The 12,912-nt window shown below is 59.8% G+C and carries 10 protein-coding genes, 1 tRNA gene, 1 pseudogene and 1 other annotated feature; of the genes and pseudogenes, 4 read left to right on the top strand and 8 right to left on the bottom strand.

Annotation, left to right across the window (positions count from 1 at the left end):
* Positions 1-96: 96 nt before the first annotated feature.
* From ACSZPK_RS08160 to ACSZPK_RS08150, 3 genes are all read left to right on the top strand, one after another.
* On the top strand, positions 97-2,052 hold the full coding sequence (locus ACSZPK_RS08160) for an acetoacetate--CoA ligase (RefSeq protein WP_437880926.1): 1,956 nt from the start codon (positions 97-99) through the stop codon (positions 2,050-2,052).
* 85 nt (positions 2,053-2,137) lie between these two features.
* Positions 2,138-3,100 (top strand): DUF4431 domain-containing protein, encoded by a 963-nt coding sequence (locus tag ACSZPK_RS08155; RefSeq protein WP_437880925.1) that lies wholly within the window; start codon positions 2,138-2,140, stop codon positions 3,098-3,100.
* Positions 3,101-3,243: 143 nt separating this feature from the next.
* Positions 3,244-3,981: a substrate-binding periplasmic protein gene (locus ACSZPK_RS08150; RefSeq protein ID WP_437880924.1), complete on the top strand. Its 738-nt coding sequence runs from the start codon at positions 3,244-3,246 to the stop codon at positions 3,979-3,981.
* A 412-nt stretch (positions 3,982-4,393) separates the two neighbouring features.
* Here ACSZPK_RS08150 and ACSZPK_RS08145 read toward each other — a convergent pair.
* The 8 genes and pseudogenes from ACSZPK_RS08145 to aroC all read right to left on the bottom strand — a co-directional run.
* Positions 4,394-4,984 (bottom strand): annotated as a pseudogene (locus tag ACSZPK_RS08145) (IS3 family transposase); the annotation flags it as partial.
* Positions 4,628-4,758: a sequence feature (AL1L pseudoknot), on the bottom strand. It overlaps the preceding pseudogene by 131 nt.
* 351 nt (positions 4,985-5,335) lie before the next feature.
* Positions 5,336-5,411: transfer RNA gene (locus tag ACSZPK_RS08140), tRNA-Gly, on the bottom strand.
* Between the two features lie 67 nt (positions 5,412-5,478).
* Positions 5,479-6,054: a CDP-diacylglycerol--glycerol-3-phosphate 3-phosphatidyltransferase gene (gene pgsA, locus ACSZPK_RS08135; RefSeq protein ID WP_437880923.1), complete on the bottom strand. Its 576-nt coding sequence runs from the start codon at positions 6,052-6,054 to the stop codon at positions 5,479-5,481.
* A gap of 33 nt (positions 6,055-6,087) precedes the next feature.
* Positions 6,088-7,908, bottom strand: a complete 1,821-nt coding sequence (gene uvrC, locus ACSZPK_RS08130) for an excinuclease ABC subunit UvrC (protein WP_437881017.1) — start codon at positions 7,906-7,908, stop codon at positions 6,088-6,090.
* 1 nt (position 7,909) lies between these two features.
* A complete protein-coding gene (gene gacA, locus ACSZPK_RS08125; RefSeq protein WP_437880922.1) occupies positions 7,910-8,554 on the bottom strand; it encodes a response regulator transcription factor GacA in 645 nt (214 codons plus the stop codon).
* Between the two features lie 384 nt (positions 8,555-8,938).
* A complete protein-coding gene (locus ACSZPK_RS08120) occupies positions 8,939-9,484 on the bottom strand; it encodes an acireductone dioxygenase (protein WP_437880921.1) in 546 nt (181 codons plus the stop codon).
* A 45-nt stretch (positions 9,485-9,529) separates the two neighbouring features.
* Complete coding sequence (locus ACSZPK_RS08115) at positions 9,530-10,687, bottom strand: MFS transporter (protein ID WP_437880920.1); 1,158 nt, start codon at positions 10,685-10,687, stop codon at positions 9,530-9,532.
* Positions 10,684-11,775: a chorismate synthase gene (aroC, locus tag ACSZPK_RS08110; RefSeq protein WP_437880919.1), complete on the bottom strand. Its 1,092-nt coding sequence runs from the start codon at positions 11,773-11,775 to the stop codon at positions 10,684-10,686. Before aroC ends, ACSZPK_RS08115 begins: the two co-directional genes overlap by 4 nt.
* A gap of 121 nt (positions 11,776-11,896) precedes the next feature.
* Here aroC and ACSZPK_RS08105 point away from each other — a divergent pair, with 121 nt between their 5' ends.
* Positions 11,897-12,862 (top strand): alpha/beta hydrolase, encoded by a 966-nt coding sequence (locus tag ACSZPK_RS08105; RefSeq protein ID WP_437880918.1) that lies wholly within the window; start codon positions 11,897-11,899, stop codon positions 12,860-12,862.
* The last annotated feature ends 50 nt before the right edge of the window (positions 12,863-12,912 follow it).

The following is a 12,912-nucleotide window of genomic DNA, read 5'->3' as shown; positions in this document are numbered from 1 at the left end:
GGGCAACCGACACCAGCGGCATTGCCTGGAACATGGACGGAGGCTGGCTGGCACGCTGAGCCATACTCGATCCATGTGACCGAACAAGGAACGACCATGAGTGACGCACTCTGGACTCCATCCGCCGAACGAATCGCCAGCACGCGCATGGATGCGTTTCGTCGCTACGTGAATCAGCGCCATGCGCTGGGGCTGGCGGACTATCACGCCTTGCACGCCTGGAGTGTCGACGCCCGTGCCGACTTCTGGCAGGCCATCGTCGACTTCTTCGCCGTGCAGTTCGCCACGCCTGCCGAGCATGTGCTGCGTGAAGGCGAGCAGATGCCCAGTGCCCAATGGTTTTCTGGCGCCACGCTGAACTTCGCCGAACACCTGCTGCGCCGCGACGATGAGCATCCGGCGCTGATTGCCATCACCGAGCACGGCGAGCGTGAACAGCTCAGTTATGAGCAACTGAGCGCGCATGTCGCCGGGCTGCAGCGCAGCCTGGAAGAAGTCGGTATCGGGCCCGGCGATCGAGTCGCGGCCTTCATGCCCAACACCTGGCAGACCGTGGTAAGCATGCTTGCCACCAGCAGCCTGGGCGCGATCTGGTCGTCCTGCTCTCCGGACTTCGGCACTCAGGGTGTGATCGATCGTTTCGGCCAGATCGAACCGACGGTGCTGATCGCCTGTGCCGGCTACCGTTACGGCGGCAAGGTCCTGGACCTGCGCGACAAGCTCAGGGAAATCCTCGCTCAGTTGCCGACTCTGCGCCAACTGGTCGTCGTGCCGTATGCCCTGGGCAGCATTCAGCCCGAGGCGCTGCACAGCCAGGCGCAAACCACACTGTGGAGCGACTTCTACCAGCCGGCGGGCCAGCCGCGCTTCGTCCACCTGCCGTTCGCCCATCCGCTGTACATCCTCTATTCCAGCGGCACCACTGGCGTGCCCAAGTGCATCGTCCACAGCGCCGGCGGTACATTGCTGCAACACCTCAAGGAACACGGCCTGCACAGCGACGTCGGTGCCAGCGATACCTTGTTCTACTACACCACCTGCGGCTGGATGATGTGGAACTGGCTGGTCTCCGGGCTGGCCCAGGGCGCGACGCTGGTGCTGTACGACGGCTCGCCGTTTCACCCCGGGGCCTCGCGCCTGCCGGACCTGATCGATGCCGAGGCCATCAGCGTCTTCGGCTGTAGCGCCAAGTACCTCGCCGCCCTGGAGAAAAGCGGCGAGCGCCCGCGTCACAGCCATCGCCTGGACAGCCTCAAGACCATTCTTTCGACCGGCTCGCCGCTGGCGCATGAAAGCTTCGACTACGTCTACCGCGAGATAAAGCACGAGTTGTGCCTGTCCTCCATCTCCGGGGGCACCGACATTGTCTCCTGCTTCGCCCTGGGCAGCCCGGTCCTGCCGGTGTATCGCGGCGAGCTGCAATGCAAAGGGCTGGGGATGGATGTCCAAGTGTGGGACGACCAGGGCAAGGCCGTGATCGGCGAGAAAGGCGAGCTGGTCTGCTGCCGGCATTTCCCCTCGATGCCCATCGGTTTCTGGAACGATGGCGCCGGAGCAAAACTCCACGACGCCTATTTCGCCACCTTCCCCGGCATCTGGGCCCATGGTGATTACGCCGAAGAAACCCGCCATGGCGGACTGATCATCCACGGCCGCTCCGATGCGGTCCTCAACCCCGGTGGAGTGCGCATCGGCACCGCGGAAATCTACCGTCAGGTGGAGAAGATCGACGAAGTGCTGGAATCCATCGCCATCGGCCAGGAGTGGGACAACGATGTGCGCGTGGTGCTGTTCGTCCGCCTGCGCGAAGGCCTAATCTTGGATGACGACTTGCAGGCAAGTATCCGCCAGGTGATCCGCCGCCATACCACGCCACGCCATGTGCCGGCCAGGATCATCCAGGTCGCGGACATCCCACGAACCATCAGCGGCAAGCTCGTCGAGCTGGCGGTGCGCAACGTCATCCACGGCCGAGCGGTGAAGAATACCGATGCCCTGGCCAATCCCCAGGCGCTCGAGCTGTATCGTGACCTGCCGGCACTGCGTGACTGAGGCGCATCTCTCACGCCGGCCATAGGCGATGACCGGCCTGGCCATTTATCATGCAGGCTCGTTTTCATCGAGATGGAACCTCACCATGGCATCGCTGCCCCGTGCCCTGCTCTGCCTGGGTCTGGCTACCCTGCCCACCGCTGCCGCGCTGGCCAGTCCCTGCCAGGATTTCAGCCCCCGCCAAGCCACCCTGGACGGCACCCTGGAACGCCAGGTATTTCCCGGCCCGCCCAACTACGAAGACATCGAAACCGGCGACGCGGCGGAGACCGGCTTTTACCTGAGCCTGGCCGAACCCGCTTGCGTCAGAGGCAACCAGGATGAGGCGGATATCGGCGCGGACGATGATGTGCGCCTGGTGCAACTGGTACTCGACCAGGCTGGTTTCGACGCGCTACGGCCCTTTCTCGGACAGCCGGTTACCCTGCGCGGCCAGTTGTTCTCCGCCTTCACCGGCCATCACCATGCGCCCTTGCTGATGGAAAAGGTCGAACGCATCGAAACCCTCGCCAGTACGGTAGTGAACTGTGCCGAGCTTGCAGAAGACAGTTTTCCCCGCAGTTTCCCATCGCCCTGGACCAGTACCGTCGTCGCCGCAACGGACCTCTATGCGGCGCCTAATCTGGCTTGTGGTGATTCGCAGCGCGCCGTTCCAGCCAACGCCAGCGTAGTGGTGGAAGGATTCAGGGGCGACTGGGTCGTGGTCCGCTACAGTGACGACGTGGCCGGCTGGCTTCCCAGCGGCCAGTTGAGCACAGCGGACGCTAACACCGCGGGCGCGCCGCCCCCACGACCGAACGACGCGGAAGTCGCGGCCCTGCCCGATGACGTGCGTGTATTCATCGAGGGCTATGCCACCTGCGAGCATTTCGCCGGCGAGGAACCCTACGACGAGGAGCGCGGCAAGGAAATCGGCGATGCGCTCGCCGAATACTGCCCGCCGATCAACCAACGCCTGAAAACCCTGGCGCACAAATACCGCGACGATCCGGTGGTGACACGGGCGCTGTCGACTTTCGAGCCGGTCGACTACTCGCCGCGCAAATGAAGCCAGGCATCCGCCTGGCGGCATGTCCGCCCCACGCGCTCCAGCCCGCGCTCTTCCAGCTATCCGGCAGCCACGCGCCGGTAATGCGCCGAATCGGCCAGCGGGCTCCTATACTGGCCTGATCTGCCTGCCCGGATCACCTCATGCGCGCGCTGGTCCTGCTCTCCATCGCCTGTTCCCTGATGCTGCCGAACGCCAGCACTGCACGAGACGGTCTGCCGACCGTGGAGTTGTACATTCCACAAGCGCCGCCCCTGGCCATGCCCGAACCGGGACACCATCACGGCATCACCGGCGACCTCACCCTGGAGGCGATCAGGCGCGCCGGCTATCAAGCGATCCTGCATACCGCGCCCTGGCTGCGCATCCAGAAGCAGGTCCAGGAAGGTTCTGGACGATTGATCATTCCCCTCACCCGGACCCCGGAGCGCGAGTCGCTGTATACCTGGGTCGCGCCGATCATGGCCCTGCCAAGAGCGTTTTTCAGCCTCGATGAGCCAGTGGCCAGCTTCGAGGAAGCCAGAAAACGCTACCGCAACATCGCTGTCGGCCTGGGCACGGTGCAGTTGGAAATCCTCCTGGCCAATGGCTTCAGGCGCGAGCAGATTCACGCTCTGCGCCTGGGCGAGAACCCTGTGGCGCTGCTGCAGAAGAAACGCATCGACGCCTGGTTCACCACCGTGCCCGAAGGCCTCTACATCATGCAGGAAGCCGCCCAGCCGACCCTGCGCATGAGTCCGCCACTGACTGACTCGCAGCTCTACCTGGGCTGCTCGCTGGATTGCGACCCGCAAGTGGTCGAAGCCCTGCGCGAGGCGTTCGACAGCCTGCGCAACGACGGCAGCATCCAGCGCATCTACGACAGCTATCTGTCCAGATGAGCCTCCCCGAGCGCCTCTGCGGATTCTTCGTCCGCCATCAAACCTATAGGCGCCATTTTTGCGACCAGTAAAACACTGGCACAATGGCCCCCTGCAAATTTGAGGAACCGATCATGTTCAGGCGCTTGCTAAGTGTTAGCTTTGCAAACAAGGAGTTAAAGTAGCCCAAAGATCCCATGGTGTTGGCCCCAACTCTGAGTCCTTTCGAGGGGATTTACATCAGATTGGAACCTGGCAATGGAGTTTGTTTGGGCTACGAAAGATTTGGTGATTGACGGACGCCCTTATCCCGGCTTTCCGATTCTGCTGTGGGACACAATGGAGAGCTGTGTCCCTGCTAACGACTTCTTCCGCCACTACATTCTGCGCGGAGTCATAGGGTCGCAGAAGTCCTGGCCAAGTACAGGCCCTACTGGCCACGCCTTATGCCCTGCAATCCAGCTCGACGCATCAACCGCTCCACCGTGCATCTGGCAGTTTCGATGCCTTCTCGCCGGAGCTGCTTCCAGACCGTCACTGCGTCATAGCACTGCATGTTGGCGTCCCACACGCGCTGGATCTCCAAGCTCAATGCCTCATCGCGTCGAGCACGGCGGCAGCGCAGTTTCGGGTTACGCTGCTGCGCCGTGTGCCTGCGGTAACCGGACGGGCGATCTGCAACACACGACAGACCGACTCGACCCCGAGACGGTCGCGATGCTGGTCAACAAATGCCCTCAGGACTTGCTGCGGCGCAGGAAGGCCTGCCCGTCGGGCTCCGCCTGGGCAAAATATGCACTGGCCAGATGCAGAATCTCATTGTCTTTGCGCAATTCGCGGTTCTCCCGTTCCAACGCCTTGATACGTTCACGCTCTTCGGTTGTAGGCCCGGGGCGCTGGTCTGCGTCGGTCTGCTGGCGACAAATCCAGCAATGCAGGGTTTGCGCTGCACAGCCAATCTTCGGTGCAATGGCCTCAATAGCAGCCCACTCGGAGGGGTGGTCGTTCAAGTGCTCCAAACCATGCGCACGGCACGTTCACGGACTTCAGGGGAGTAGGTCGTAGTCTTTTTCTCATGGCCTCATCTTCTCAAGAGTTGAGGCCGCCACGAAACCCGGGGTGATTCAAACGGTTGCATCTGAAAGTGCCATAGCTGAACTCCTAACATTGCGTTAGAGCCTGATATGGCCTCGTCACCCTAACACCCACCACAAGAAAAGCGAAATCGAAGCTGCTGGGTTGATGGACTAAAAAATGGACTAAATAGGCCTGGATACCGGTGGATTTCAGTAAAACTTTGCGGCACAAAAAAAGGGCCAAAAGGCCCTTTTTTCAATAGTTTATGGATTTTTATGGATATCCATAAACCAATATTTGGAGCGGGAAACGAGACTCGAACTCGCGACCCCGACCTTGGCAAGGTCGTGCTCTACCAACTGAGCTATTCCCGCTTGTCTTGGTGACGGGCGCCATTCTATACGTTCCCGGCGGTGCGTCAAGCCCTTGATTCAAAAAACTTTATTTTTTCTCGGTGTCAGTGCTCAGGTGTGGCCAGGCTGCCAGCAGGTACTGGAACATCGACCACAGAGTCAAGCCGGCAGCCACGATGAGCAGCGCATAGCCCACGATCACCAAGAATGTCACTTGCGGAGGATTCGCCAAAAGGATTACCAGTGCCAGCATCTGTGCTGCGGTTTTCCACTTGCCCAGGTTGGAGACTGCCACATGGGCACGTGCGCCCAGCTCAGCCATCCATTCCCGCAGAGCCGAGACCACTATTTCGCGGCCGATGATGATCACCGCGGAGAGTGTCAGCAGCACATGCATATACCCCAACTGGGCATGCTCTTCCACCAGCAGCACCAGTGCCACGGCGACCATCAACTTGTCCGCCACCGGATCAAGGAAGGCTCCAAAGGGCGTGCTCTGCTCCAGGCGACGCGCGAGATAGCCATCGAACCAGTCCGTTACCGCCGCAAACGCGAAAACGGCGCTCGCGGCCTGATAACTCCAAGAAAACGGCAGATAGAACAGGAGAATGAAGACAGGTATCAGCAGAACACGTAACACAGTGAGCAAATTCGGGATATTCATCGGGGCCACTGACCAGCGAATTGAGCGCGCATTCTACTCGCTGTGCAGGGCCGCATAAATCGACTCGGCAAGCTTTTTACTGATTCCGGGAGCCTTAGCTATCTCGTCGGAACTCGCACGAGACAGTTCCTGCAGGCCACCAAAGTGCTTGAGCAGTTCACGCCGACGTTTCGGGCCGACACCCGCGACCTGCTCCAGCGAAGAAACTTTGCGCGCCTTGCCTCGACGAGCCCTGTGCCCGGTAATGGCGAAACGGTGCGCCTCGTCGCGGATCTGCTGGATCAGGTGGAGTGCCGGGGAGTCGGCCGGCAAGGTGAATTCATGGCTGGGCTCATTTAGATAGAGGGTTTCCAGGCCCGGTTTACGGGTAACACCCTTGGCTACACCAAGCAATATCAGCTCAGGAACGGCCAGTTCCTGCAAGACTTCCCGCGCCATCGCCATCTGCCCCTTACCGCCATCGACCAGGAGGATGTCAGGCAACTTGCCCTCGCCTTCCTTCAGCCTGCTGAAACGGCGCGTCAAAGCCTGATGCATGGCGGCATAGTCGTCGCCTGGCGCAACGCCTTCGATGTTGTAGCGACGGTAGTCAGATTTCAGTGGTCCCTCCGGTCCGAATACCACGCAAGATGCCACCGTGGCTTCGCCACTGGAGTGGCTGATGTCGTAACACTCAAGGCGCTGCGGCGTCTCGGACAGCCCAAGCGCCTCGGTAAGAGAGTCAAAACGAGCAGCAACGTGCTGTCGGTTGGCCAGCCTGGCGCCCAGCGCCTGCTCGGCATTGGTCACAGCTAGCTGTTGCCAGCGCGAACGCGTTCCACGCACTCGATGGCTGATCGCTAACTCGCGTCCACGAGACTGCGCGATAGCATCAGCGAGAGTCGGAAGATCCTCATGGAGGACATTGACGATCACCTCCGACGGGAAGTCGCGCTCCTGGCCCGCCAGGTAATACTGGGCGAGAAATGCGACCAAGACGGCCCCTCCGTCCTCTTCAATACCAACCTGAGGAAAGAAACTCTTGCTACCGAGCATACGCCCACCCCGTACGCTCATCAGGTGCACACAGGCGCCGCCCGGATTGACGATGGCCGCGGCGATATCTACATCGCCCGTGCCTCCCTCCATGCTTTGCTGGTCCTGAACCCGCCGCAGCAGGCCAATCTGATCGCGTAGTTCTGCAGCAAGCTCGAACTCAAGGCTCATCGCAGCCTTCTCCATGGCCGCCGATAACTCGTCGGTCAGCGCCGTACTGCGCCCCTCAAGGAACATCACCGAATGCCGGACATCTTCAGCGTAATTCTCTTGAGACGGCAATCCGACGCAAGGCGCCTTGCAGCGCTTGATCTGATACTGTAAGCAAGGACGCGTGCGATTTCTGTAATAGCTGTCCTCACACTGGCGAACCTGAAATGCCTTTTGCAAAAGGCCAAGGCTTTCACGCACGGCCCCCGCACTGGGATAAGGACCGAAATAGCGCCCTTTCTCCTTCTTTGCCCCGCGGTAGATCCCAAGACGAGGGTAATCGCCATCGGACAAGTGGATGTAGGGGTAGGATTTATCATCACGCAGCAGGATGTTGTAGGGCGGCCGCCACTGCTTGATCAGCGTCTGCTCAAGCAGCAGGGCTTCGGTTTCATTCGCAGTAATCGTTGTCTCGACGGATGCGATTCGCGCAACCAGGGCTGCAGTCTTCGGAGCCAGCCCGGTCTTGCGAAAATAGCTGGCAAGACGCTTTTTCAGGTTGGAGGCCTTGCCGACATAAAGCAGCCTGGCCCCGTCATCGAACATTCTGTATACACCTGGCCTGCCACTACAGGTGGCCAGGAATGCGACCGCATCGAAGACTGGCATTTCAGTTGACGGCATCCACCATGCCGTGACGAACCGCCAGCAACACCAACTCAACGTCGCTGGAGACCGAAAGCTTTTCGTAGATGCGATAACGATAGGTATTGACCGTTTTCGGCGACAGGCAAAGCTTGTCGGAAATGGTCTGTACCTTCTGGCAATTGGCGATCATCAAGGCGATCTGAATCTCCCGCTCGGACAGTTGCTCGAACGGCGAGGCGCCATTGTTGGGCTGGAAGGATTTCAGGGCCAGCTGCTGGGCAATGTGCGGACTGATGTAACGCTGCCCAGCAAAGGCCATGCGAATTGCCTGGATCATCTCTTCGAGCGCGGAACCCTTGGTCAGATAACCAGCCGCACCGGCCTGCAGCAGGCGAGTCGGGAACAGATCATCCTCACAGGCCGTCACCGCGATCACTTTCAGATCTGGATGGCTTCGGAGCAGTTTCCGGGTTGCTTCAAGGCCGCCTATGCCTGGCATCTTCACATCCATAAGGACAACGTCAGGCTTCAGCTCACGGACTTTTGTCAGAGCCTCCTCTCCCGAGTCAGCCTGACCGATGACCTGAATCCCCTCGATGTCGAGCAACATCCGGGTAATGCCCATTCTCACTAGATCGTGGTCGTCGACCACCAGAACCTTAATCAAGCGACACCTCGCAGTATCAAAAACGCCGCTTCGCGCAGAGATTTTGACGCACAAGCCTCAGCAATCCGGAAACCTTGGCTTCAATAAAGCCAAATACATAACGCCAAAAGTCCGTATTAGCAGCCGCTTACACAGGATACAACGAGGAAACACAGACGGATGCAGCCAGGCAACCATATGCCCGGCCTGCTGGATGCCGACGCAACACCTGACTTCCAGGCGCCAGCCTGGGGCCATGAGCACGCTACGACAGCGACGAGTCTACCCCATTATCCGAGCCGAGGGACAAGCGCGACACGCTATCCCCATAAGAAATAGATGGATAAATCCATTGAAGCCGGACCAACGTATCTCTATGGGTACGCGTGGGCGCGCTATCCCTGCTCAATCGTCCAGGCGCACAAAACCTTGAGCGACAGGATCCCCCGTGAACTCAGCCTGCCGCCCAGCGGGCGTCCTGAACAGGCGAATGAGCACAATATGCGCAGACTCGCCAATGTCGAGCCAGTGACGAGTCCCAGCCGGAATTGTCAGCAGATCGTTGCGCTCGCAAAGGATTGCGTAAACGCAGTCGCCGATATGCAGGTTTACCAGGCCTCGTCCAGCGACGAACAAGCGCAGCTCATCTTCGGGGTGACGATGCTCTTCGACCAAGCGGGCCCGTAACGCGCTGCTCTGCGGGTGGTTTCTGTCCAGGCTGAGAACATCGAAGACCTCATACCCTTGTTGGCTCATCAGTGCGTCGAGCTGTACTCGACAGGCTGCGACCACCTCATGCTCGTCGGCCCCCGGTCGAATTGGCCCGTTAACCTGCAAGCGCTCGAAACCCACGCCAACCGCGGCCAACGTGCTGGCGATGTCGGTCCAATCGTTCAACAGTTTGTTAGGTAATTGCGGGCTGCTCTGATGATAGACAGTCAAGCTACTCATTGAAGGTTCCTTAGCTGCGGCGATGCGCAATAAAAATGCCGTGACTCACTGCTGCGCCTCGTCAAATCGGGCGCTCATGATAACCGCTGCGGCAAATGCGGCCAGACTGGCCAAGGCAAAGGTCAAGCCCGGACCGATGAGCTTCCAGCTGTAACCGGCATACAGCGCTCCGAGAGCGCCACCCGCGCCGGCCAGGGCGGCGTAGAGCGCCTGGCCCTGGCCTTGTTGCCGAGGGCCAAAACTACGCTGGACGAAGTGTACGGCCGCCGCATGGAAACTGCCGAACGTAGCAGCATGCAGGACCTGGGCAAACAACAGCACGGCCAAATGCTCGGCCATGAAGCCCAATAGCAGCCAGCGCAAGGCCGCGATCAGAAAACTGGCCACCAGCACCTGACGAAGATCGAAGCGATCGAGCAGGCGCGTCATGGCCATGAAGACCAGGATTTCCGCCACGACGCCCAGCGCCCATAGAACCCCGATCAATCCGCGGCTGTAGCCCAGGGTTTCTAGATGAATGCTGAGAAATGTGTAATACGGGCCATGGGAAAGCTGCATCAGCGCCACACACAGATAAAAGCTCATCACCCCCGGTCGGCGCAGTTGTGCCAGAAAACCGTCCTCTCGCCCAGTCCAGCGCTGGTCTGCAACAGGCTGGGCATCTGGAACCCAGATACTGCTGAGAACGATACCGGCAATGATCAGCACTAATGCATAAGGGTAAGCCGCCATACCCAGGCATTCGAACAATTCGCCAAGGCCTACAACCGCCAGGATGAAACCAATCGAGCCCCAAAGCCTGATCTGCGCATAACCGGATGCGCGCTCGCGAAGGTGAGCCAGCGTAATGACTTCGAACTGCGGCAATACCGCATGCCAGAAGAATGCGTGCAGCGCCATGACCATGGCCAGCCAGGCGTAGGTCTGTTCGACGAAGATCAGACTCAGGCTGAACAGCGTGCATAACGCGCCGATCCGCACAATCAACAAGCGCCGCCCACTGCGGTCGCCCAGCCAACCCCATAGATTGGGCGCGATACAACGCATCAGCATCGGGATGGCAACGAGCTCGCCAATCCGGGCGGGAGAAAAACCAAGGTAGGCGAAATACAACCCCAGGAACGGCGCCGTGGCGCCGAGCAGGGCGAAGTAGAACAGGTAGAAGCCCGACAACCGCCAGTACGGTAACGGCAAAGCCCTCACAGCTGGCGGAGTACCGGCGTAGATACACTCACGTCAGCGTTCTGCCCACGGTGACGCAGCAGATGATCGAGCAGAACAATGGCCATCATCGCTTCGGCAATGGGGGTGGCACGAATGCCCACGCAGGGGTCGTGGCGCCCCTTGGTGAGCATATCCAGCGCTTCACCTTCGACATTTATCGAGCGGCCCGATGTGGTAATGCTCGACGTCGGCTTCAGCGCAAGGCTGGCAACGATTGGCTGGCCAGAAGAAATACCGCCCAGCACCCCGCCTGCGTTATTGGAAACGAAGCCTTGCGGCGTCAATTCGTCACGATGCTCGGTGCCGCGCTGGGCCACACAAGCGAAGCCAGCACCGATCTCCACGCCCTTGACCGCATTGATGCTCATCAGGGCATGAGCCAGATCGGCATCCAGGCGATCGAAGATCGGCTCGCCCAGCCCCGGCATCACGCCATCGGCAACCACGGTAATCCTGGCTCCGACCGAATCCTGATCACGGCGCAGTTGATCCATATAAGCCTCAAGTTCCGGGACTTTTTCAGGATCAGGGCTGAAGAAGGCGTTTTGTTCGACACTGTCCCAGCTTTTGAACGGAATCTCGATCGGCCCAAGCTGGCTCATGTAGCCACGAACCTGAATGCCGAAACCGGCCAGTACCTTCTTGGCGATAGCCCCGGCAGCGACCCGCATGGCAGTTTCCCGCGCCGAGCTGCGGCCACCGCCACGGTAGTCACGGATGCCATATTTATGGTGATAGGTATAGTCGGCATGAGCCGGACGGAAGACATCCTTGATCGCCGAATAGTCCTTGGACTTTTGGTCGGTGTTGCGAATCAACAGGCCGATGGCCGTGCCGGTGGTCTTGCCTTCGAATACCCCGGAGAGGATTTCCACCTCGTCCGCTTCCTGGCGTTGCGTCGTGTGGCGACTGGTCCCTGGCTTGCGGCGATCAAGGTCACATTGCAAATCCAGCAGCGAGAGCTCGACGCCTGGCGGACAACCATCGACGATGGCGACCAGCGCCGGGCCGTGGCTTTCGCCAGCGGTGGTTACGGTGAACAGCTTGCCGTAGGTATTGCCGGACATGCAGCGCGCTCCGCGAATTCAGGCTTGATCTTAAAGGCCGGCAGTATACCTAGCGATGACGATTGATAGAACCTTGCAAGCGTTTGATGCTCGAATGGCGACCCTGCCCAGAGGCCTTTTGATGCGCCTGTTTCTGCTGATCGCCCTGTCGTTCCTGCCTGCCCTGCTGCAGGCCCAGACCACACTGCACCGCCCCATCGTACTGGTCACCTCGAGCGGAACACTTTACGGCAGCCTGTTGCTGCCCAAGCACGACGGCCCTATGCCCGTTGCCCTGCTGATTGCGGGGTCAGGCCCTACTGATCGCAACGGCAATAACCCCCAGGGAAACAACGACAGCCTGCGCAAGCTTGCCGAGTTGCTGGCCAAACACGGAATTGCCAGTGTCCGCTATGACAAGCGTGGAATAGCAGCCAGCAGGCTTGCCGGCCAGGACGAACGCAACTTGAGCGTTGAGGCCTATAAAGACGACGCGATTGCCTGGGCCCGCCAACTAAAAGCGGATACACGCTTCTCGCGCCTCTATCTGATTGGCCACAGCGAAGGCGCGCTGATTGCCAGCCTGGCTGCGCCGCGAAGCAGGGCCGATGCGCTGGTCAGCATCGCCGGCAGCGGACGACCGCTAGCACAAGTGCTAGAAGAACAACTGCGCAAACACCAGCCACCCGCCCTTCTCCCGGAAAGCCTGGCGCTGATTCGCAGTCTTGAACAGGGGAAAATCCACAACTTGGTCAGCCCGCAGTTGATGGTGCTGTTTCGCCCAAGCGTTCAGCCCTACCTCATATCGCTGTTTCGCCAGGACCCGGCAAAAGCCTTCAAGGCAACGCGAATGCGGGCTCTTATCATCCAGGGAAGCACTGATATGCAAGTCAGCGAAGAAGACGCAAAGCGACTGCACGAAGCAAGACCCGATAGCCAGTTGGCACTGGTTCCGGGCATGAACCATGTGATGGCCATCGTTCCCGCAGATGCACAACGCCAACTGGCATCCTACGACGATCCCGGGCTTCCGCTTGCCGATTCTCTCGGCAACTTGTTGAGCGACTTTCTCAACATCGACTCCAGCCCTCGCAAAAACAGCCGATAAGCCTTTGCCGGCCCCCCCCACGCTGGCATGCTTCAAGCAACCAGACAGGA

The sequence above is a fragment of the Pseudomonas sp. LRF_L74 genome, assembly GCF_965644255.1.
Taxonomy (GTDB): domain Bacteria; phylum Pseudomonadota; class Gammaproteobacteria; order Pseudomonadales; family Pseudomonadaceae; genus Aquipseudomonas.
Note: the sequence above shows the minus strand (reverse complement) of the source record. Positions and strands in the feature narration are given on the sequence as shown.

What these genes read in the sequence shown, in the direction of transcription:
- pgsA (WP_437880923.1), bottom strand. Translation starts at nt 6,054, where the DNA reads ATGAATATCCCGAATTTGCTCACTGTGTTACGTGTTCTGCTGATACCT.
- ACSZPK_RS08155 (WP_437880925.1), top strand. Translation starts at nt 2,138, where the DNA reads ATGGCATCGCTGCCCCGTGCCCTGCTCTGCCTGGGTCTGGCTACCCTG.
- ACSZPK_RS08150 (WP_437880924.1), top strand. Translation starts at nt 3,244, where the DNA reads ATGCGCGCGCTGGTCCTGCTCTCCATCGCCTGTTCCCTGATGCTGCCG.
- ACSZPK_RS08120 (WP_437880921.1), bottom strand. Translation starts at nt 9,484, where the DNA reads ATGAGTAGCTTGACTGTCTATCATCAGAGCAGCCCGCAATTACCTAAC.
- ACSZPK_RS08160 (WP_437880926.1), top strand. Translation starts at nt 97, where the DNA reads ATGAGTGACGCACTCTGGACTCCATCCGCCGAACGAATCGCCAGCACG.
- uvrC (WP_437881017.1), bottom strand. Translation starts at nt 7,908, where the DNA reads ATGCCAGTCTTCGATGCGGTCGCATTCCTGGCCACCTGTAGTGGCAGG.
- ACSZPK_RS08105 (WP_437880918.1), top strand. Translation starts at nt 11,897, where the DNA reads ATGCGCCTGTTTCTGCTGATCGCCCTGTCGTTCCTGCCTGCCCTGCTG.
- aroC (WP_437880919.1), bottom strand. Translation starts at nt 11,775, where the DNA reads ATGTCCGGCAATACCTACGGCAAGCTGTTCACCGTAACCACCGCTGGC.